Origin of the sequence: Streptomyces sp. NBC_00440, from assembly GCF_036014215.1 — a bacterium.
GTDB lineage: Bacteria > Actinomycetota > Actinomycetes > Streptomycetales > Streptomycetaceae > Streptomyces.
Window position 1 is genome coordinate 176399 of the sequence record NZ_CP107921.1, and the last position, 20559, is coordinate 196957.

Annotated in this window: 17 protein-coding genes, 2 pseudogenes and 1 riboswitch; of the genes and pseudogenes, 7 read left to right on the plus strand and 12 right to left on the minus strand. The window is 71.8% G+C overall.

The window, feature by feature from the left end; translation table 11 throughout:
- Positions 1–19 precede the first annotated feature (19 nt).
- Complete coding sequence (gene cobN, locus OHB13_RS00865; protein ID WP_328374811.1) at positions 20–3616, minus strand: cobaltochelatase subunit CobN; 3597 nt, start codon at positions 3614–3616, stop codon at positions 20–22.
- A 92-nt stretch (positions 3617–3708) separates the two neighbouring features.
- Positions 3709–3805: riboswitch (cobalamin riboswitch) on the minus strand.
- Positions 3806–3949: 144 nt separating this feature from the next.
- On the opposite strand from cobN, the gene cobG reads away from it, so the two are divergent.
- From cobG to OHB13_RS00880, 3 genes are read left to right on the plus strand one after another with little or no spacing between them, the layout of a single operon-like run.
- Positions 3950–5269, plus strand: a complete 1320-nt coding sequence (gene cobG / locus OHB13_RS00870; RefSeq protein WP_328374813.1) for a precorrin-3B synthase — start codon at positions 3950–3952, stop codon at positions 5267–5269.
- Between the two features lie 19 nt (positions 5270–5288).
- Positions 5289–5915 carry a precorrin-8X methylmutase gene (locus tag OHB13_RS00875; protein ID WP_266861305.1) on the plus strand — a complete coding sequence of 209 codons (627 nt, stop codon included), beginning with the start codon at positions 5289–5291 and terminating at the stop codon, positions 5913–5915.
- 8 nt (positions 5916–5923) lie between these two features.
- Entirely contained in the window at positions 5924–7423 is a 1500-nt protein-coding gene (locus OHB13_RS00880) for a precorrin-2 C(20)-methyltransferase (protein ID WP_328374815.1), read from the plus strand.
- 27 nt (positions 7424–7450) lie between these two features.
- Here the strand turns inward: OHB13_RS00880 and OHB13_RS00885 are convergent, their stop codons facing one another.
- Positions 7451–8191: a cobalt-precorrin-6A reductase gene (locus OHB13_RS00885; RefSeq protein ID WP_328374816.1), complete on the minus strand. Its 741-nt coding sequence runs from the start codon at positions 8189–8191 to the stop codon at positions 7451–7453.
- Positions 8192–8202: 11 nt separating this feature from the next.
- Between OHB13_RS00885 and OHB13_RS00890 the strand changes: the two genes are divergently transcribed.
- A complete protein-coding gene (locus OHB13_RS00890) occupies positions 8203–9327 on the plus strand; it encodes a cobalt-precorrin-5B (C(1))-methyltransferase (RefSeq protein WP_328374817.1) in 1125 nt (374 codons plus the stop codon).
- A gap of 33 nt (positions 9328–9360) precedes the next feature.
- On the plus strand, positions 9361–9516 hold the full coding sequence (locus OHB13_RS00895) for a hypothetical protein (protein WP_266860319.1): 156 nt from the start codon (positions 9361–9363) through the stop codon (positions 9514–9516).
- A gap of 227 nt (positions 9517–9743) precedes the next feature.
- Here the strand turns inward: OHB13_RS00895 and OHB13_RS00900 are convergent, their stop codons facing one another.
- The 4 genes and pseudogenes from OHB13_RS00900 to OHB13_RS00915 form a co-directional block, all read right to left on the minus strand.
- Positions 9744–10205 carry a VOC family protein gene (locus tag OHB13_RS00900; protein ID WP_266860317.1) on the minus strand — a complete coding sequence of 154 codons (462 nt, stop codon included), beginning with the start codon at positions 10203–10205 and terminating at the stop codon, positions 9744–9746.
- Positions 10202–11479: an erythromycin esterase family protein gene (locus OHB13_RS00905; protein WP_328374820.1), complete on the minus strand. Its 1278-nt coding sequence runs from the start codon at positions 11477–11479 to the stop codon at positions 10202–10204. The genes OHB13_RS00900 and OHB13_RS00905 overlap by 4 nt, the downstream gene beginning before the upstream one ends.
- Before the next feature lie 139 nt (positions 11480–11618).
- A pseudogene (locus OHB13_RS00910) lies at positions 11619–11840 on the minus strand (CatB-related O-acetyltransferase); the annotation flags it as partial.
- Positions 11841–11900: 60 nt separating this feature from the next.
- A complete protein-coding gene (locus tag OHB13_RS00915; RefSeq protein ID WP_328374822.1) occupies positions 11901–13487 on the minus strand; it encodes an FAD-dependent monooxygenase in 1587 nt (528 codons plus the stop codon).
- Positions 13488–13601: 114 nt separating this feature from the next.
- On the opposite strand from OHB13_RS00915, the gene OHB13_RS00920 reads away from it, so the two are divergent.
- Entirely contained in the window at positions 13602–14180 is a 579-nt protein-coding gene (locus OHB13_RS00920; protein ID WP_266860311.1) for a TetR/AcrR family transcriptional regulator, read from the plus strand.
- 341 nt (positions 14181–14521) lie between these two features.
- On the opposite strand, the pseudogene OHB13_RS00925 reads toward OHB13_RS00920, so the two are convergent.
- The 3 genes and pseudogenes from OHB13_RS00925 to OHB13_RS00935 form a co-directional block, all read right to left on the minus strand.
- Positions 14522–14886, minus strand: a pseudogene (locus OHB13_RS00925) (transposase); the annotation flags it as partial.
- A gap of 52 nt (positions 14887–14938) precedes the next feature.
- Positions 14939–15817, minus strand: a complete 879-nt coding sequence (locus OHB13_RS00930; RefSeq protein WP_328374825.1) for an alpha/beta hydrolase — start codon at positions 15815–15817, stop codon at positions 14939–14941.
- Positions 15814–16371 carry a quercetin 2,3-dioxygenase gene (locus OHB13_RS00935; RefSeq protein WP_328374826.1) on the minus strand — a complete coding sequence of 186 codons (558 nt, stop codon included), beginning with the start codon at positions 16369–16371 and terminating at the stop codon, positions 15814–15816. Before OHB13_RS00935 ends, OHB13_RS00930 begins: the two co-directional genes overlap by 4 nt.
- Positions 16372–16489: 118 nt before the next feature.
- Between OHB13_RS00935 and OHB13_RS00940 the strand changes: the two genes are divergently transcribed.
- Complete coding sequence (locus OHB13_RS00940) at positions 16490–16924, plus strand: MarR family winged helix-turn-helix transcriptional regulator (protein ID WP_328374827.1); 435 nt, start codon at positions 16490–16492, stop codon at positions 16922–16924.
- Positions 16925–16941: 17 nt separating this feature from the next.
- Here the strand turns inward: OHB13_RS00940 and OHB13_RS00945 are convergent, their stop codons facing one another.
- The 3 genes from OHB13_RS00945 to cbiE form a co-directional block, all read right to left on the minus strand.
- Positions 16942–18378: a lipase maturation factor family protein gene (locus tag OHB13_RS00945; protein ID WP_328374829.1), complete on the minus strand. Its 1437-nt coding sequence runs from the start codon at positions 18376–18378 to the stop codon at positions 16942–16944.
- A gap of 99 nt (positions 18379–18477) precedes the next feature.
- A complete protein-coding gene (gene cobM / locus OHB13_RS00950; RefSeq protein ID WP_266860301.1) occupies positions 18478–19230 on the minus strand; it encodes a precorrin-4 C(11)-methyltransferase in 753 nt (250 codons plus the stop codon).
- Complete coding sequence (gene cbiE / locus OHB13_RS00955; protein ID WP_328374833.1) at positions 19227–20510, minus strand: precorrin-6y C5,15-methyltransferase (decarboxylating) subunit CbiE; 1284 nt, start codon at positions 20508–20510, stop codon at positions 19227–19229. Before cbiE ends, cobM begins: the two co-directional genes overlap by 4 nt.
- Positions 20511–20559: the final 49 nt, after the last annotated feature.

Here is a 20559-nt window from a genome sequence, read left to right on the forward strand (position 1 = left end):
CGCGAGGAGACCGCTCGGGTCAGTCCTCGCCCTCCAGATTCCCCTCGGTCTCCAGGTAGACCTGGCGCAGCGCTTCGAGCGTCGCGGGGTCCGGCTCGGCCCACATGCCGCGGGACTCCGCCTCCAGGAGCCGTTCCGCGATCCCGTGCAGGGCCCAGGGGTTGGCCTGCTGGAGGAAGTCGCGGTTCACCGGGTCGAGTACGTACGTCTCGGTGAGCTTGTCGTACATCCAGTCGGCGACGACACCGGTGGTGGCGTCGTACCCGAAGAGGTAGTCGACGGTGGCGGCGAGCTCGAAGGCTCCCTTGTAGCCGTGCCGCCGCATCGCCTCGATCCAGCGGGGGTTGACGACCCGTGCGCGGAAGACCCGTGAGGTCTCCTCCACGAGCGTGCGGGTGCGGACGGTCTCGGGGCGGGTGGAGTCGCCGATGTACGCCTCAGGGGCGCTCCCGCGCAGCGCCCGGACGGTGGCGACCATGCCGCCGTGGTACTGGAAGTAGTCGTCGGAGTCCGCGATGTCGTGCTCGCGGGTGTCCGTGTTCTTCGCGGCGACCGTGATCCGCTTGTACGCGGTCTCCATCTCGGCGCGGGCCGGGCGGCCGTCCAGTTCCCGGCCGTAGGCGTAGCCGCCCCACACCGTGTACACCTCGGCGAGGTCCGCGTCGGTGCGCCAGTCGCGGCTGTCGATGAGCTGGAGGATGCCCGCGCCGTAGGTGCCGGGGCGCGAGCCGAAGATCCGGGTGGTGGCCCGGCGTTCGTCGCCGTGCTCGGCCAGGTCGGCCCGGGTGTGGGCGCGTACGAAGTTCTGCCCGTCGGGCTCGTCCAGGGACGCGGCCAGCCGTACCGCGTCGTCCAGCAGGCCGATGGTGTGCGGGAAGGCGTCACGGAAGAAGCCCGAGATGCGCAGGGTGACGTCGATGCGGGGGCGGCCCAGCTCGTCGAGCGGCACCGGCTCAAGGCCGGTGACCCGGCGTGAGGCGTCGTCCCAGACCGGGCGGATACCGAGCAGTGCGAGGGCCTCGGCCACGTCGTCGCCCGACGTGCGCATCGCGCTGGTGCCCCACAGGGAGAGCCCCACCGAGGTGGGCCACTCGCCGTTGTCGGTGCGGTAGCGCTCCAGGAGCGAGTCGGCGAGCAGTTGGCCGGTCTCCCAGGCGAGCCTGGACGGAATGGCCTTGGGGTCGACGGAGTAGAAGTTGCGGCCGGTCGGCAGGACGTTGACCAGGCCGCGCAGCGGGGAGCCGGAGGGCCCGGCCGGGACGAATCCGCCGTTCAGCGCGTGCAGGGCGTGGTCGATCTCGTCCGTGGTGGAGGCCAGCCGCGGGACGACCTCGCGGGCCGCGAAGCCGAGGATGTCGGCGACCGCCTGCGGGTGGCCGTCGGCCACCTTGACGGCGGCCTCCGGGTCCCAGTCCGCCGCTTCCATCGCCTCGACGAGGACACGTGCCTGTTCCTCGGCCGCGTCGGCCGCGGTGCGGGTGGCGTTGGCCTCGTCCAGGCCGAGTGCCTCGCGCAGGCCCGGCAGTGAGGCAGTGCCGCCCCAGATCTGGCGGGCGCGCAGGATGGCGAGTACCAGGTTGACCCGGTCGGCCCCGGCGGGCGGGTTGCCCAGGACATGCAGTCCGTCGCGGATCTGCGCGTCCTTGATCTCGCACAGCCAGCCGTCGACGTGGAAGATGAAGTCGTCGAAGCCCTCGTCGTCGGGCCGGTTCTCCAGACCCAGGTCGTGGTCGAGCTTGGCGGCCTGGATGAGCGTCCAGATCTGGGCGCGGATGGCGGGGAGTTTCGCCGGGTCCATGGAGGCGATCTGGGCGTACTCGTCGAGGAGTTGTTCCAGGCGTGCGATGTCGCCGTACGAGTCGGCGCGGGCCATCGGCGGGACCAGGTGGTCGACCAGCGTGGCGTGGACCCGGCGCTTCGCCTGGGTGCCCTCGCCCGGGTCGTTCACCAGGAACGGATAGATGAGGGGAAGATCACCCAGGGCGGCGTCGGGACCGCACGCGGCGGACAGGCCTGCGTTCTTGCCGGGCAGCCACTCCAGGTTGCCGTGCTTGCCGAGGTGGATCATGGCGTCGGCGCCGAAGCCGCCGTCGTCGGCGGAGGCGGCGATCCAGCGGTACGCGGCCAAGTAGTGGTGCGAGGGCGGCAGATCGGGGTCGTGGTAGATCGCGATCGGGTTCTCGCCGAATCCGCGCGGCGGCTGGATGAGGACCAGCAGATTGCCGTGGCGCAGGGCGGCGAGGACGATGTCGCCCTCGGGGTTGCGGCTGCGGTCGAGGAACATCTCACCGGGCGGCGGGCCCCAGTGCTCCTCCACATCGGTGCGCAGCGCGGCCGGGAGCGTGGCGTACCAGCGCCGGTAGTCGGCGGCGGGGATGCGGACGGGGTTGCGGGCGAGCTGCTCGTCGGTGAGCCACTCCTGGTCGTGGCCGCCGGCCTCGATCAGCGCGCGGATCAGTTCGTCGCCGTCGCCCGACGCGAGTCCGGGGACGTCCTGCGGGCCGAAGTCGTACCCCTGGTCGCGGAGCCGGCGCAGCAGGGCGACGGCGCTCGCGGGGGTGTCGAGGCCGACGGCGTTGCCGATCCTGGAGTGTTTGGTGGGGTACGCGGAGAGCACCAGGGCCAGCCGCTTGTCGGCGGGGGCTATGTGCCGCAGCCGTGCGTGGCGCACGGCGATCCCGGCGACGCGGGCGGCCCGTTCGGGGTCGACGACGTAGGCGGGGAGCCCGTCCTGGTCGATCTCCTTGAACGAGAAGGGCACCGTGATGAGCCGGCCGTCGAACTCCGGCACGGCGATCTGGCTGGCCGCGTCCAGCGGCGACACACCCTCGTCGTTCTCCTCCCAGACGGCCCGTGAACCCGTGAGGCACAGTGCCTGGAGGATGGGGACGTCCAGGGCGGTGAGCGCGCCCGCGTCCCACGACTCGTCGTCGCCCCCGGCGGACGCCTGGGCGGGCTTCGTCCCGCCGGCGGCCAGCACGGTGGTGACGATGGCGTCCGCCGCGCGCAGCGTTTCGATCAGCTCCCGTTCGGGGGCGCGCAGCGAGGCGACGTAGAGCGGGAGGGCCCGGCCCCCGATGTCCTCGACGGCCTCGCAGAGGGCGTCCACGAAAGCGGTGTTGCCGCTCATGTGGTGGGCCCGGTAGTAGAGCACCGCGACGGTCGGCCCGTCCGTGGTGCGGGCGGTGCGTTCCAGCGGGCCCCAGCTGGGCGCGGCTGCCGGGGGCTCGAAGCCGTGGCCGGTGAGGAGGACGGTGTCGGAGAGGAAGCGGGCGAGCTGGCCGAGGTTGGCGGGCCCGCCGTGTGCCAGATAGGCGTGGGCCTCGGCGGCGATGCCGACCGGGACGGTGGACGCCTCCATCAACTGGGCGTCGGGCGCCTGCTCGCCGGTGAGGACGACGACCGGGCGCCCGTCCGCCAGGAGCAGATCGAGGCCCTCCTGCCAGGCGCGGATACCGCCGAGGAGCCGTACGACGACCAGGTCGGCGCCTTCGAGGAGCGCGGGCAGGTCGGTGAGCTGGAGCCGGGAGGGGTTGGCGAAGCGGTAGGCCACCGGGCCGTCCGCGGCACGGGCGCTGAGCAGGTCGGTGTCGGACGTCGACAGGAGCAGGAGCATGCGGCGTCGGGCCTTCCTCGGGGTATCCGCGCCCCGGGCTGTGTAGGAATCGGGTCCCCCCTGCTCAAGCGGAGCCGAGAGCTGGGGGAAGGGAGTTCCTGGCTCACCCGGCTCCAGGGGCCGGGCTCACAGTGGCGGGACCGCGCCGGAATCTCACCGGGCTTCCTCCCCTGTCGCCGTCTTAGGCGATGGCGGGCCGAACGGCCCGCCGACAAGCATAGTAACGACCTTGACGGGCGGCGGGCAGTGGGCCTCGGGATGCTGCCACCGGCGCACCCGTTCTGTACGCGCAGTCACATCGGTGCAGGACATGGCCCCTGTGGGCCGGTCGGTATGCTCGCCGCCATGCCTCACTCCTCCGCACCTCCGCCCCCGCCGGAGCCCGCCGTCCGGCGTGACCGCGGTGACGCGTGTCCGGGCAGCCTGCGCCTGCACACGGCGGACGACGGCGCGCTGGCGCGGGTCAGGATTCCGGCGGGCGTACTGACGGTTCCGCAGGCCAGGGCGCTGCTGGACGTCGCGCTGCGGCTGGGCGACGGGGCGCTGCATCTGACGTCGCGCGGCAATGTGCAGCTGCGCGGGCTGGCCCAGGACCACGGCCAGGAGCTCGCCGGAGTGTTCGCGGACGCCGGGCTGCTGCCCTCCGTTCGCCATGAGCGGGCCCGTAATGTCGTGGCCTCCCCGCTGTGCGGGCTCGACGGTCGGGGAACGGCCGATGTGCAGGGCTGGGCACGGGAGTTGGACGCGCTGCTCTGTGGCTGCGAAGCGGCCGCCGGGCTGTCCGGACGGTTTCTGTTCGCGCTCGACGACGGCCGCTGCGATGTGGCCGGCCTCGGCGCCGATGTGACGTTGATCGCTTCTCCGGGCGATGGCGCGCTGCTGTGCACCGGCGGGGCGCCGGAGATGCTGGCCGTTCCGGCCGAACACGCGGCCCGCAGCGCCCTGCTGGCGGCCGAGACCTTTCTGAGCGCCGCCCGTGACGCGGGTACCGGGGCCTGGCGGGTGGCGGAACTGCCCGGCGGAGCAGCCGCGTTCGTCCGGGCGGTGGCGGAGCGGCTGGCAGCCGCCGGTATTCCGGCCGCCGCCCGGGACCGGGCAGAACCGCTGCCGTCCGGGACGGGTCCCGCGCCCGGCACCGTAACGGCCCCGGACGGGCGGGCGGCGCTCTCCGTCGAGGCGCCCCTCGGCCTCATCACGTCCGCCCAGTGGCGCCTGCTGACGGACACGGCGCTGCACGACGGCGGCGGTGAGCTGCGGCTGACCCCCTGGCGGGGCGTGGTGCTCCCCGGTCTCGGCCCGGACACCGCCGACGCCCGGCTCGCCGGGCTCTCGGCCGCGGGACTGATCACCGGACCGGATTCCCCCTGGCACGGGGTCGGGGCGTGCATCGGGCGCCCCGGCTGCGCGAAGTCCCTGGCCGATGTGCGCGCCGACGCCGCACTGGCTCCCGGCACCGGCCGCGGCCTGCCCGTGTACTGGTCGGGGTGCGCACGGCGCTGCGGCCACCCCCACGGCGACCGGGTGGACGTGGTCGCCACGGCCGCCGGTTACGAGGTCTCCGTACGCGGCGAACGGCTGCACGACACCATGAACGACCCCTCAGAGTTCGCCGCCACCGTGGCGGAAGCCCGGACCACGCCCCTCACGCAGTGACGAAATGAGCGAGAAGACAGTGTTCGACTACGAGAAGGACGGCCCGGCGATCTACCGCCAGTCGTTTGCGACCATCCGCGCAGAGGCGGACCTCTCGGGACTTCCCGCCGATGTCAGCCAGGTCGCCGTCCGGATGATCCACGCCTGCGGCATGGTCGACCTGGTGCGCGATCTCGCCTACACCCCGCAGGTGGTGGCGCGCGCCCGCGAGGCGCTGCGCGCCGGGGCCCCCGTGCTGTGCGACGTGGCGATGGTCGCCAGCGGAGTGACCCGCAAGCGGCTGCCCGCCGGCAACGAGGTGGTCTGCACGCTGTCCGACCCGTCCGTGCCCGGCCTCGCGGCGGAGCTCGGCACGACGCGCACCGCGGCGGCGCTGGAGCTGTGGCGCGACCGTATGGAGGGCGCAGTGGTGGCCGTGGGCAACGCGCCGACCGCCCTGTTCCGGCTGCTCGAAATGGTCCGCGAGGGCGCGCCGCGCCCCGCGGCGGTCATCGGGGTTCCGGTCGGTTTCGTCGGCGCGGCCGAGTCCAAGGACGCGCTGGCCGACGACGTCTCGGGCCTTGACCACCTGGTGGTGCGCGGACGGCGCGGGGGCAGTGCCATCGCGGCGGCCGCGGTCAACGCCATTGCGAGCGAAGAGGAATGAACAGCAGCATGAGCGAGCAGAGCACCGGGCGGCTGTACGGAGTCGGGCTCGGCCCCGGTGACCCGTCGCTGATGACCGTACGCGCGGTGGAGGTCATCGCGCAGGCGGATGTCATCGCGTTCCACAGCGCCCGGCACGGCCGGTCCATAGCCCGGTCCATCGCGGCCGGGCACATCCGCGCCGACCACGTCGAGGAGGCGCTGGTCTACCCGGTGACCACCGAGACGACCGACCACCCCGGCGGATACCGGGGCGCGATGGAGGAGTTCTACGCCGAGGCGGCGGCCCGGCTTGCCGCACATCTCGACGCGGGCCGCACCGTGGCGGTGCTCGCCGAGGGCGATCCGCTCTTCTACGGCTCGTACATGCACATGCACAAGCGGCTGGCGGACCGCTATCCGACCGAGGTGATCCCGGGGGTGACCTCGGTGAGCGCGGCCGCCGCCCGGCTCGGTGTGCCACTCGTCGAGGGCGAGGAGGTGCTGACGATCCTGCCGGGCACGCTGCCCGAGGAAGAGCTGACGGCGCGTCTGGCGTCGACGGACTCCGCTGTGGTCATGAAGCTGGGCCGCACCTTCCCCGCGGTGCACCGTGCGGTGGGGCGGTCGGGCCGGATGGCCGAGGCCCGCTATGTCGAGCGCGCCACGATGCCAGGGGAGCGCACCGGCGAACTGGCCGACGTGGAGGCCGGATCGGTGCCGTACTTCTCGGTTGCGGTGCTGCCGAGCCGCGTCGGCGCGCCCGAGCCGGTACGGGAGCACGGTGACGTCGTCGTGGTCGGCACCGGTCCCGCGGGCCCGCTCTGGCTCACCCCGGAGACCCGGGGCGCGCTGGCGGCCGCGGACGACCTGGTGGGCTACACCACGTATCTGGACCGGGTCCCGGTCCGGCCGGGGCAGCGGCGGCACGGCTCCGACAACAAGGTGGAGTCGGAGCGCGCCGAGTTCGCACTCGACCTGGCCAGGCGCGGGCACAAGGTCGCCGTGGTGTCCGGTGGTGATCCCGGTGTGTTCGCCATGGCCACCGCCGTACTGGAGGTCGCGGCCCAGGACGTGTACCGCGATGTTCCGGTGCGGGTGCTGCCCGGGGTGACCGCCGCCAACGCGGCTGCCGCCCGTGCGGGTGCGCCGCTCGGGCACGACTACGCCACGATCTCGCTCTCGGACCGGCTCAAGCCGTGGGAGGTGATCGCGGAGCGGCTGCGCGCCGCCGCGGCGGCCGACCTGGTGCTGGCGCTGTACAACCCGGGCTCCCGCAGCCGGACCTGGCAGGTCGGCAAGGCCCGTGACCTGCTTCTTGAGCACCGTTCACCGGACACGCCCGTGGTGCTGGGCCGGGACGTCGGCGGCCCCGGCGAGAGTGTCCGGATCGTGCGGCTCGGGGCGCTCGATCCGGCCGAGGTCGACATGCGCACGATCCTGCTGGTGGGCTCTTCACAAACGCGGACGGTGCGGCGGGGCGACGGGGAAGAGATCGTCTGGACTCCCCGGACCTATCCCGAGGGGTAAGCGGTCGTGGGCCTCGGCGGACAGGGCTCAGGCCGTGTCCTGCCGGTCCTGTATCCATAGGATCGCTTCCTCCGGGGTCCCCACGACCTGTACGCCGCCGGGGACGGCGGGGCGGCGGACGACGACCACCGGAAGCCCGGCCTCCCGTGCCGCGGTGAGCTTGGCCGCGGTGGCCGGTCCTCCGCTGTCCTTGGTGACCAGTACGTCGATCCGGTGCTCGCGCAACAGCGCCCTCTCGCCTTCCAGGGCGAAGGGCCCCCGGTCGAGCAGGGTCTCCATGTGCAGCGGGTACGGGGGGTGCGGGGCGTCGACCGACCGCACCAGGAACCAGAGTCCGTCCAGGGCCGCGAACGCGGCGAGGCCCATCCGTCCGGTGGTGAGGAAGATCCGCCGCCCCAGCGCCGGGAGCATTCCGGCGGCCTGCTCCAGGGAGTCCGCCGGGTGCCAGTCGTCGCCCTCACCCGCCACCCACCCGGGCCTGCGCACAGCGAGCAGGGGAACATGGGCGGTGGCAGCGGCCGAAGCCGCGTTGAAACTGATGGTTCCGGCGAAAGGATGGGTCGCGTCGATGAGCGCGTCGACCTCGTGCTCGCGCAGCCACTGCGCCAGTCCCCCGGCTCCGCCGAATCCGCCGATACGGATCTCTCCGGGCGGCAGCACGGGCCGTGCGACCCGCCCGGCCAGCGAACTGGTGACGCGGACCCCGGGGTGCAGGCCGGCGGCGACCCGCCGGGCCTCGGTGGTGCCGCCGAGTATCAGTACGTGCATCGGAGCCTTCCGTGGCTGAGGGGGATGGTGGCCGCAGCGCCCAACTCAAGCACACCGGGCTGCGGCCCGGCTGGACGACCGGCGCCTGCGCGACGGCTGCCGCCACGGCCGCCTACACCGCGCTGCTGAGCGGCGAGTTCCCCGACCCGGTGACGGTCACCCTGCCCAGGGGGCAGACACCGTCGTTCGCGCTGGCCGTCGAGGAGCTGGGCGACGGGCGGGCGACAGCGGGTGTGGTCAAGGACGCGGGCGACGATCCCGACGTCACCCATGGCGCGCTGGTCCGGGTCACCGTCCGGCGGCTGCCGCCGGGTTCGGGGGTGGTGTTCAGGGCGGGGCCGGGGGTCGGCACCGTCACGCGCCCCGGGCTGCCGCTGGAGGTGGGCGAGCCCGCCGTCAATCCGGTGCCGCGCCGGATGATGCGCGAACACATAGCGCGCGTCGCCGAGCGCCACGGCGCGGGGGCGGACGCCGAGCTCACCGTCTCCGTCGACCACGGTGAGGAGATCGCCCGTTCCACCTGGAACCCCCGGCTGGGCATCCTGGGCGGCCTCTCCATCCTGGGGACGACGGGCATTGTGGTGCCCTACTCGTGCTCTGCGTGGATCGACTCGATCCGGCGGGGCGTCGATGTGGCGCGTGCGGCCGGACGTACGCATCTGGCCGGGTGCACCGGCTCCACATCGGAGCGGACGGTCGTCGCCGAGTACGGGCTCCCCGAGGACGCGCTGCTCGACATGGGGGACTTCGCTGGGGCCGTGCTCAAGTACGTGCGCCGCCACCCGGTGGACCGGCTGACCGTCTGCGGCGGTTTCGCCAAGCTGTCGAAGCTGGCGGCCGGGCACCTCGATCTGCACTCGGGCCGCTCCCAGGTGGACAAGGGCTTCCTGGCCGGCCTGGCCCGGCAGGGCGGCGCCGGCGAAGCGCTGGCCGCTGAGGTGGCCGGGGCCAACACGGGGCTGGCCGCCCTGCAGTTGTGCCGGGCGGCGGGGGTCCCGCTGGGCGACCTGGTGGCTGTGGCCGCCCGCGACCAGGCGCTGGCCGTGCTGCGGGGCGCGCCCGTCGCGGTCGACGTCATCTGCATTGACCGCGCGGGCGACGTCGTGGGCCGCAGCACCGTCGGGGGGCCTGGCTAGGGGCTGTCCGGCGGATCATGGGGGTGGCAGAGGGTGCCCGTCAGTTACAGCATTTTCCTGCTCCGGTTCGTGAACGGCGAGGTCGTCGCTCTGGACGCCGAACGGTTCCGACAGGTGACGGAGCCGTACGTGGTGGTGGGCAGCCTGAAGAAGGTCTTCTCCCATGTTCCGCGCGGAGGACGAGGGTGAGGCGGATCTCTACCACGAGTCCCGGAGCGAGGCCGGGACGTCGTGCGTGACGGCAACGCACGTCGCCCGCAACTCCGCGATCTGGTCAGGTGTGTCCTTGGTCGGAGCACAGGATCAGACGAAGGCCGTGTTCACATCCGGCGAACACCCGTGTGAGCGGCGAAGTTCGAGGCCCATTTCGAGACAGGCCCGCTACGACCGGCCTGGCCCGACGCGCGTCGTCGAGGCTATGCGGGGCTGGTCCTGGAGCGGTCCGGTCCTGCGCCGAATCCTGGCTGTGCAGTCGGGGTGACGCGGGTTGTGGGTGCCAGGGTGCGCACGACGTCGAATTCGTTGCCCTCGGGGTCGGCCATGACCGTCCAGCTGCGTGCGGCGCCTTGACCCACGTCCACTGTGGTGGCGCCGAGGCTGAGCAGTCTGGCGACTTCGTCGTCAGTGCTGGCGTCGATGGGGCTCACGTCGAGGTGGAGCCGGTTCTTCACCGTCTTTCCCTCGGGCACCTGGATGAACATCAGTGTTGGCGGCATCTGACCGGCTCGGATGGCTTCGACAGTCGGCTCCCAGGAGCCGATCTCGACTTTGCCCTCGCTCCGGTCGAGCACGGTGAAGTCCAGGACTTCGCACCAGAAGCCCGCGAGTCGTTGCGGATCGTGGCAATCGACGACCAATTCGGTGAACCTGCTGGTCATGGCTTCTCCAGGTCGGTGGTGGTGGAGGCGGGTGTGCTGAGGATGCCGTCGAACGCGTCGACGACTGGCGTGTGCTGGTAGATCCCTTGCAAACGGATCCGGTCAGGGGTGCTGAGGTTCTCGGCCCGAACCTGACGGAGATCAGCTACAGCGAGTCCGAGACCGGTCTCGGCGAAGGCCGCTTCGATGCTTCCCGGCGTGGGAGGTTCCAGCGGGGTGTTGTGGACGGTGAATCCGAAGGGGGCGTCCTCGTCACGATGCATGTCGGCGGTGTGACCGGTGACGCTGGTCAGGCCGAGGGCGAAGTATGCGTCACCGAGGGCGTGGTGCAGGTGCTGCCCCATGGGGAGCCCGGTGAGGTGGCCGTCGAAGGCGATCGGCGTTCTCTGGATGTGGGCGTTGTGCGCCATCAGTACGACGCGGGCCGTGGGTTCAAGCCGGTTGAGGTGCCAGAGAAGTGACTCCGCCATGTAGAGGTCGCGGGCGGATGTGTCGGCTGTGAGCCCGTCTCCGGCGAAGAGGGCAGCCATGGCGCGGAAGGTGTAGTCGCCGTGGCAGGCGGCCTCCAGGCATCGCAGGGCGGTGTCGTAGCTGTCTCGGTCTCCGCGGGAGAGGTACAGCGGTTTCAGGGAACGGAATCGGATGAGGAGCCGCGCCAGGAGCGCGCTGAGGGTGTCCTGTTCGTTGGCGGTCAGGCGCGCCCATGCGGGTGCGGCCACGGCTGCCGAGTCACCGGCGAAGGACGCAGCGATCGTGGTCGCGCTCTGGACCGTCGGCAGGGTCTCCGGGTCGATGTGGCGGAGGTAGTCGGCGACCGGGGCCAGGGCGGGGAGCAGCGACCCACCGGCCGCCGGAATGTCGATTCCTGCGAAGTGGACCGGTTCCGGGGCGGTGTGGTTGTGCCGGCGGAGGTAGCGCACCGGCTCCTGGAGCCCGATGGGGACGGCGGTTGCCAGGAGTGCGGAGAGGTCGTCGTCCGCTCCCGTGCCGTGGGTCCAGGCGTCGAGGGGTATGGCTTCGCAGAAGCCGTACTCGAAGGCCAGGACGGTGAAGCCGCAGCGTTCGACGAGGAACCGCAGGATGCGCTGCCGCATTGCGGCGAACTCGTTGATGAAGTGGGAGTGTTCGCCGAGGGCGACCACACGGGCACCGTCGAGGATGTCACGCAGCGGTTCCAGGTCGTCCAGGGGAGCTGTCGGGTCGAGGTGGCTGAGCGGGGTGGCATGACCTTCGAGCCAGTCGGTGAAGGGGGTTCGGTCGGTGGCGGAGGGCATGGTGGCGGTTCTTTCCGGGAGGTGATGGTGAGCGCGTGGGCGGTGGGTCACGGGTGTGGAAGGGAGGGTGCCGCATCCTGCAACTGGTCGACGCTGCCGGACATGAGGGTCCGCACATGCTCGCTGATGTACTCCGGGGCCAGTCCCGCCAGGCCAGCGCGAGTAGTCGGACGATGTCCGTGTCGCTGTAGCGGGTGCGGATGAGACGGGCAGGGTTGCCGCCGACGATGCCGTAGTCGGGGATGTCCTTGGTGATCACGGAGCCGGCGGCGATGATCGCACCGTGTCCGATGCGTACGCCGGGCATGACGGTGGCACCGTGCCCGAACCAGACGTCGTTGCCCACGACGGTGTCCCCGCGGCTGGCCCGGCATCGGGTGGAGAGTGGTGGGGTCGGCGGGTACGGGCATGGCCGGCGTCCTCATCGTGTGTGCGTTGCTGATACGCGGTCGGTGGTCGGCTGGTGGTGCGGTCCCTCGTGGGTCAGCGGGTCTCCGAACCAAGTGGACAGGGCCTGCCGCAGCGCGGGTAGGAGGGTGTCGGAGGATCCACCGACGGGCGCGGCCCAGGCGATATGGGCGTCCGGGCGGATCAGGAGGGCGTCGGCCGGCCGGTCGTCGGTGCCTGCCCTGTGGATGTCCACGCGGTGTGCCCATCCATCGGCGACCTCCCGGAGTTCCGGACGGTCCGCGAGGTCGAGGAACAGGGGACGCGCGGGGTGCATGAGCTTCGCGATGCTGGTCGTCCCCTGGGCGATGTCCAGGGTGAGGTCGGGTACGAAAGCACCGGTCAGAGCATGCCCGTTGCCGTCGGGCGGCGGGCAGCGAAAGTCGCTTCCGGCGACCAGGGCTCCGATGCGGCGCAGGGGCGCCTCGTCGCCGAGCAGTTCTTGGAAGAGCTCGCGGAGCGCTTCTGCGACGGGGTCGTGTCCGCGCCGCAATGCCATCTGGGCACGGGTGTGGAGCAGCGTCCGCGCCCCTGCGGCGTGGCGTTCGGACTGATAGGTGTCCAACAGGCCGGGTGGCGCCCAGCCGTGAACCTCGGCCGCCAGCTTCCACGCAAGGTTGACCGCGTCGAGCATGCCGGCATTGAGCGCTACGCCGGTGGCCGGACACTGGTGGGCGGCGTCGCCTGCCAGCAGGACGCGGCCCTCGCGGTATCGATCAGCCTGCCGGTCCTGGAACTGGTAACGCGACAGGCGAAGCGGTTCTCCCAGAGGCAGATCGACACCGATAACGCGGCGAATGCTGTCCTGCAGCTCGGCCAGGGTCATCGGCACGTCGTCTTCGTACGCGGTGTCCTCGTTCTCGGTGGTGGAGATCATCAGCACCTCGGACGTGAGCCAGCCGAACCCGAGCACGCCGCGGTCGGTCCGCGTGAACCCCGCACGCAGTGTGCCCAGCCCGGGCACGTCGAGGTCGCCGTTGTCACACCGCCCCGCTCCCTCGGCCAGCGTGACCTGGCTCAGCCGGTTGACCTCGCGATGTGTCGTCCCCGGAAACCGGATGCCCGCCATATCCCGCACACCGCTGCGCGAGCCGTCGCAGCCGACCAGATACCTGGCGCGCGCCCGGTACGGCCCCTCCGCGCAATGGACTTCCACGGACACACCGTCCTGGTCCTGGCTGACCCCGAGCACCTCGTGACCGCGACGGACTCGGCTGCCGAGTCGTTCTGCACGCTCCTCCAGCAGGCACTCAAGACGCGGCTGCGGTATCTGGACAGCGCTCATCGGCGGATCTGTCAGGTGACTGAAGTCCAGGTGCACGTTCCCGAACGGGAACCTGGGAGCAGGGTGAGGGTCGGTGCTGGCCGCCTGGAGGTCGGTCAGCATGTCCCGATAGTGCAGCAGTTCCAGGATCTGCCCGCCCAGGCCGTTCGCCCTCGGTGTCTCGCGCAGCCGCGTCTGCCGCTCCAGGAGCAAGGGCCGCACGCCCGCGGTGCGTAGTTCGTTGGCCAGCATCAGGCCCGTCGGCCCCGCGCCCACAATGATCACGTCAGCATCCACACATCCACCCCTCACAAAGGCACGGCACGTGCCGTGCCGTTCCGTGGGCAGAAGCGTGCCGGGGTCATGCATTCCTGTCAAGCACGGCACGTGCCGTGCCGCTAGGGTGGGAACATGACCAATGCCCGTCGAAGCGGCCCCGACCTGACCAAAGCCATCATGCGAACCACGCTGGACCTGGGGCAGGATCTCGGCTACGCCAAGCTCAGCATCGAGGCGGTCGCCGCCCGGGCCGGTGTCGGCAAACACACCGTCTACCGCCGCTGGCGCTCCAAAGGCGCCCTGCTGCTCGATTCGCTGCTGTCGCTCAGTGATTCAGCACTGGACTACCCCGACACGGGCGATGTCGCCGCAGACCTGCGCAACCAGATCTATGAAGCCATTGACGTCCTGGCCGGGACGTCCCACAGCCCCCTCTTTCGGGCCCTGGTCGGCGAGGCCCAGCACGACCCCGGCGTAGCCGCCGCGCTCAATGAGCGCTTCATCGTCCCGCAGGCGAACAAGACCGTCGCCCGCCTGAAGTCGGCACGAGACCAGGGCCAACTGGCGCCCGACTTCGACCTGGACCTGGCAATGGCGATCCTCTCCGGCCCGCTGTACTTCCGCCTGCTGATCACTCAGGAGCCACTGACCCACGCATACGTCGACCGAATTCTCGACGCCCTGTTCGCCGGGATGGGACCACGACCGTGACAGGAACGAGCTTGCCGGCGCGCCCATTTGCCACAGCCGCTACGCGCCGACAGCGCGTGGAACGGGGAACTGCCCGACCGGTGGCTGAACTCGGAAGACGGCCACGTCCTGCCGGTGCTGCTCGATGGCCGCGAGATCACGTCGATGGTCGGCGATCCATGTGTGCGGTCCGGCGGCCTGCATGTGGCGGGTCAGGGCCTCAAGGGTCGCGTGGCGGACGGTAAGGGGGGAGGTGCTTCATCGTCGGTGAACTGGCCCGGGTCTGCTGTTCGGCAACGATCTGTTGGACAACGGGACAGACGCCTGCGCTCCACGGTTGCGGCGCGATCCTCAGGGGCACTGCCCCGGCGTCGGCGGTAGGCGCGCTGGTCTTCGGACTCCGGAAACGGTGTGCCTGGTTTGGCGTCGCCGCCGGTAGCGGCGGTTGCGGGAACCGTATGCCTTGTCACGCTGACGTGGTCGGGGCGGGTCCGGGGCCTTCCGCCCATCGGTCGGGGTACCCGGATCCCACCCAAGACGTCGTTGGGATCCGGTCCCGCGTTCCGGCTGCCGACCAGCGTCGATGTCGCTCATAGGCCGTTCCCCACGATCCGTAGCGTTCGGGCAGATCGCGCCACAGGATGGTTCTGCGGACCCTGAACAGGATCCCGTTGATCACCGTCCGGTGGTGTCGCACCACCGACGTCCCGATGCCCGGCAGCGGCAGATGCGGCTCGCCTCAGGCGGGTCCGTCGGGCCTGCGGGGTTACGGACCGGACCTATGACACCAGGCCGTGGGCGAATCTCAGTGAGCCGGTGAAGATCGACTCCACCCGGTCATCGGTCAACCCCGCCCAGCCGTGGTCGGCCCCCGGTATCAGCCGCAGGTCGACGTGCGCGCCGGTCTTGTCCAGCGCCGCTGCGAGATCTCTGCTGTGCGAACAGCTGACCATGGTGTCGTCCTCGCCGTGCACGACGAGGAACGGTGGTGCGCCGGCGTGGACGCGGGAGAGCGGGCTGGCCGCGCGGGCGCGTTCGGGGACCGTCGCGGGGGCGCCGCCCAGCAGCAGCGCCTCCGGGGTGGCCGGGTTGTCCGGGCTGAAGCCGCCGCGCGGGGTGGTGAGGTCGCTGGGTCCGTACCAGACGACCGCTCCGGCGAGGGGCGGGCCGGTGTGGGTGAGGGCCAGGAGCGAGGCGAGGTGCGCGCCGGCGGACTCGCCCCACACCACGGTCCGGCCGGTGTCGATACCGAGCTCGGCGGAGCGGAGTGTCAGCCACCGCAACGCGGAGCCCAGGTCGTCGAGCGGGGCGGGGAAGGCCGCCTCACCGCTGAGCCGGTAGTCGACGCAGGCCACGGCGAAACCCGCGGCCGCGATACGGGCCAGCGGTCCCGGGGACCACTCCCGCAGCCGGAACCCCATGTCGTCACGCCGGCCCCGCAGCCAGGCGCCGCCGTGCGCGAAGAGCACCAGCGGGGCCGGCCCGCCGCCGCCGGGCAGCCACAGGTCCAGCTCCAGCGGGCGCATGCCGTCGCGCAGCGCGTACGGGATGCCGCGCAGCACTCGCGTGCCGGTTTCGAAGGGCGCGGCATACGGCAGCGGGGCGACGTCCGGGTGCGGCGCGACGAGCTGTTCGGGCAGGAATTTCCCGGCGTTCACTGCGCGCTCCACTGGTGATCGGGGAGGAACCGCACGTCGTACTCCTCGGGGATGCTGGCGAATTTCCCGGGCGCCGGGACGACGGGCTCGTGCGGCAGGCCGAGTTGCTCGGTGGGGGCGCCGAAGTTCTCGAAGAACCGCTCGAAGGTGCCCCCGGGTCCTGCGGCGACGCCGACGACCTGGCTGTGGTGGCGCTCGATGCGGTAGGCGTGCGGGCAGTTCCTGGGTACGAAGCCGAAGTCGCCGGGGGTGAGGAGCTTCTCCTGCTGGATGCCCTCGGTGTCCTCGACGAACAGGCGGACGGCTCCGGCCGTCACGTAGAAGACCTCGTAGGTGTCGGGGTGCAGATGGGCCGGGATGATGTCGCCCTTGGGTCCTTCGACGGTGAAGAAGTTGAAGGAGTTCTCGCTCTGTTCGCCGCCCGCGTAGATGGTGACCAGGTCCCCGAAGAGGTGGGCTCGGTCGCCTTCGCCCTTCTCTATGAAATAGGGCTTGCCCGGCTCGGGCGGGATGCGCGACGCCCGCCGGTAGGCGGTGGCGTACTCGATCGTCATGGGTTCCTTCCGGACTCGGAACAGTGAATGTCAGGTAGCCTGACATGACCGTTCGCCGCATGGCAACCCGCCGGTCCCACTCCGGACCGGCCCGACCCCGATCCGCTGTGAGGAACAGATGCACGCCGCCGGCCGCACCCTCCCCCAACTGCTGACCGAAGCCCGGCGCTGGTTCGAGGAGGCCCTGCTGGCGACCATGGAAGAGGCCGGTGAGGTGCCGGTGTCCCCGGCGCAGGTCCATCTCTTCGCCGTGCTCGGCGAGCAGGGCACCACGGTGTCCGGACTCGCCCGGCGGATGGGGGTCACCCGGCAGACCGCTCACCAGGCGGTCCACGGTCTGGTGGCCGCCGGGCTGCTGGAGCAGGTGCCCGACCCCTCCTCCGGCCGGCAGCGGCTGATCCGGCGCACCGCTCAGGGCGAGCGAGCCCACCGGCGGGCCGGGCTCATCCTCCAGCAGGTCGAGGACGAGCTCGCGACGCGGATCGGCCACCGGGCCGTCGACGCCCTGCGCGCCGCTCTGGAGACTCCGTGGGGGCCACCGCCCGTCCTGTGAGCGTGGCCAGGGCTCCTTCAGGTGCGCGATACGGGTGGTGCAGGCGGTGTGGGCGGGAAGAAGAGGCCCACCGGCTCCCGGTGCCACCATGCCCCGCTCTCCCGCAGCTCCCGCCAGGTGGTGAACCGGTAGCGGAACAGCCGGGCCCGGACATGTGCCGGTGGTGCGTCAGGGAATGGGTTGTGCCGCAGCAGCCGCAGCGTGTCACGGTCGTTCTCCAGCAGCCTCTCCATGAACGGTCCGAACCACGGGGCGGCGTGGGCCGGGGAGAGGGCCGCGAACCACATCAACCAGTCCAGCCGCAGGTGGTACGGCGCGAACTGCCGGGAAAGCCGGCGCACCTCGCCCGGTTTGCCCTTGAAGCCGTACTCCTGCCACCGGGCAGCGTCGGTGAGCGCGGCCTCCGCGGTACCCTCGACCACCACTTCGTACCGGATGCGGGTCACGGTGCCGAACGCCCCGTACGCGTTGACCAGGTGCAACGGGTCGAAGGACGTGTTCATCAGCTGCCGCCGCGAGACCAGGTTGCGGGCCGGCCGGTAGCTCCGCAGGAGAACGAACACCGTCATCGCCGACACCAGCACCGCGAACCACAGCGGCCCCGCCTCGGCCCGCGGTGTGACCAGGTGTCCGGCACCCAGGACGGATGCGTCGACGGCGGAAATCGCCAGGATGATCGTCAGCCAGTTCAGCCAGGCGAAATTGCCCGAGAGCACCAGCCACAGCTGAGTGACCACGATCACCGCCGCAGCCCAGGTCGCCACCGGCTGCGGGGTGAACAGCAGTACCGGCACGAGCAGTTGGGCCACGTGGTTGGCGCCCGTCTCGACCCGGTGGAGCGGCCGGGGCAGCCGGTGGAAGAACCAGCTGAGCGGCCCCGGCATCGGCTGCGTCTCGTGGTGGTAGCAGAGGCAGGTCAGATCACGCCAGCAGCGGTCGCCGCGCATCTTGATCAGGCCCGCGCCGAATTCCACCCGGAAGAGCACCCAGCGCAACAACCAGACCACCAGCACCGGCGGCGCCGTCCGGGCATTGCCCAGGAAGACCGCCAGGGAGCCGGTCTCCAGCAGCAGCGATTCCCAGCCGAAGCCGTACCAGATCTGGCCCACGTTCACGATCGACAGGTACATGACCCACAGCGCCGCCCACCACACCATGGCGGCCCACAGCGGCACGGCGTCGGCGGCGCCCGCCGCCACGGCCGCCGCCAGCAGCGCGCCCAGCCACGCCCACCCGGCGAAGAAGCGGTCCGAATAGTGGAGGTGGAAGACGCCCGGCGCGCGCCGGAAGGGCGCCCGTGCCAGAAACCGCGGTGCCGGCAGCATGCCGCGTTCCCCGATCAGGCCCCGGAACTGCCGGGCCGCCGCCACGAACGCGATCAGGTAGACGACTGCCAGCGCCCGCTGGAAGACCAGCCGGCTCAGTGTGTACTCCGGTGCCCAGAACCACTCCACGCGCCCATGCATAGCACCGCTCGGGCCCGCGCCCCGGCACCGCGCCGACACCCCTGCGCGCCCCGGCCACGGATCTCCGTACGGGATTGCCGGACCGGATCACCGGCAGGAGTGCCGCTCCCGCTCCGGCGAGTAGAGGTGGCTGTCGCCGAACTGTTCGGCGCCGAGCGTGCGGCCGACCATGATGACCGCCGTGCGCAGGATGCCGGCCTCCGCGACCTGGCCCGCGATGGTGTCGAGGGTGCCCCGCAGGACCACTTCGCCGGGCCGGCTGGCCAGTGCCACCACAGCGGCCGGGCAGTCCGCTCCGTAGTGCGGCAGCAGCTCCGCCACGACCCGCTCGGCGTGCTGCACTGCCAGGTGCAGCACGATCAGCGCGCCGCTGCGGCCGAGTGTGGCGAGGTCCTCGCCTTCCGGCATCGCGGTGGCGCGCTGGGCGACCCGGGTGAGGATCACGGTCTGGCCGACGGTGGGGACCGTCAGTTCGCGCTTCAGCGCCGCTGCCGCCGCGGCGAAGGCGGGAACGCCGGGCACCACCTCGTAGTTCACCCCTGCCGCGTCGAGCCTGCGCATCTGCTCGGCCACCGCGCTGAAGACCGAGGGGTCCCCGGAGTGCAGCCGCGCCACGTCCTGGCCCTCCCGGTCGGCGCGTACCAGCTCGGCGGTGATCTCATCCAGGTCGAGCTGCGCGGTGTCGGTCAGCCTGGCGTCCGGCGGGCATTCGGCCAGCAGCTCACGCGGTACCAGGCTGCCCGCGTAGAGGCAGACACCGCAGGACGCGAGCAGACGGGCGCCGCGCACCGTGATGAGGTCCGCGGCGCCGGGCCCGGCGCCGATGAAGTACACGGTCATCTGTCTTCTCCAGGAACAGGGAGGGGATACGGGTTCTTCTCAACGGCCCACTGGGTGACCGGCATGGCCTGCCGCCAGCCGGTGAAGCCCCCGACGGGCACGGCGTGTGCGACGGCGAGGCGCACCAGGTCGCCGCCGTGTCTGCGGTAGCGGTCGGCGAGGAGCGCCTCGGACTCCAGCGTCACGGTGTTGGCGACGAGCCGCCCGCCGTCGGGCAGGGCCTCCCAGCACGCGTCCAGCAGGCCCGGGGCGGTCAGCCCTCCCCCGACGAACACCGCGTCCGGCGCGGGCAGTCCGGCCAGTGCGTCCGGGGCCGCGCCGGTGACGACCCGCAGCGCGGGCACACCGAGCCGGGCGGCGTTGCGGGCGATGCGCTCGCCCCGTACCGGGTCGCGCTCGACGGTGATGGCGCGGCAGGACGGGTGCGTGCGCATCCACTCGATGGCGATGGACCCCGAGCCGCCCCCGATGTCCCAGAGCAGTTCGCCGGGGGCGGGGGCGAGCGCGCCCAGGGTGGCGGCGCGCACATGGCGCTTGGTGAGCTGACCATCGTGTTCGTACGCCTCGTCGGGGAGCCCGGGGACGGCGCCGGTTCTCGGGGCTCCGGGGGTGCGGCGGCAGTCGACCGCGATCACGTTCAGCGGGTCGCCGGGCGGATGCGGCCAGGTCGCGGCGTTGCCATCGGTGATGTTCTCGCGCTCACCGCCGAGCTGTTCGAGCACCCGTATCCGGCTCGCTCCGAAGCCGTGACCGTCCAGGTGCACCGCCACCTCGGCGGGTGTCGCGGCGCCCGCGCTGAGCACCAGGAGCCGGCGGCGGTCGTGCAGGGCGGCGGTCAGCCGGGCGGTGGGGCGGCCGACGAGGGTGACGACCTCCGTGTCCTCGACCGGCCAGCCCAGCCGGGCGCAGGCGTACGAGACGGACGAGGGGTACGGCAGTACGACGAGCCGCCCCCCATCCTCGCCGAGCACCTCGGTCAGCGCCCGCCCGATGCCGTAGAACATGGGGTCGCCGCTGGCCAGTACGGCGATGCGGCGGCCGGAGCGTGCGGCGAGGATGCCGGGCACTGCGGGGCGCAGCGGTGAGGGCCACTCGACCCGCTCACCCGGGCATCGCTGCGGGAGCAGGGCCAGTTGGCGGGCGCCGCCGACGAGGACCTGGGCGTTCAGCAGGGCCTGCTGCGATGCGGCGGGAAGGCCGTCCCAGCCGTCGGCGCCGATTCCGACGACGGTGACGGGCGCCGGGGCGGGGTCGGGGCGCGGGGACGGTGCGGGGGCCACAGCCGGGTTCCTCACGGGTCGGGATCGGGTCAGGATCGGATCGGGTGGG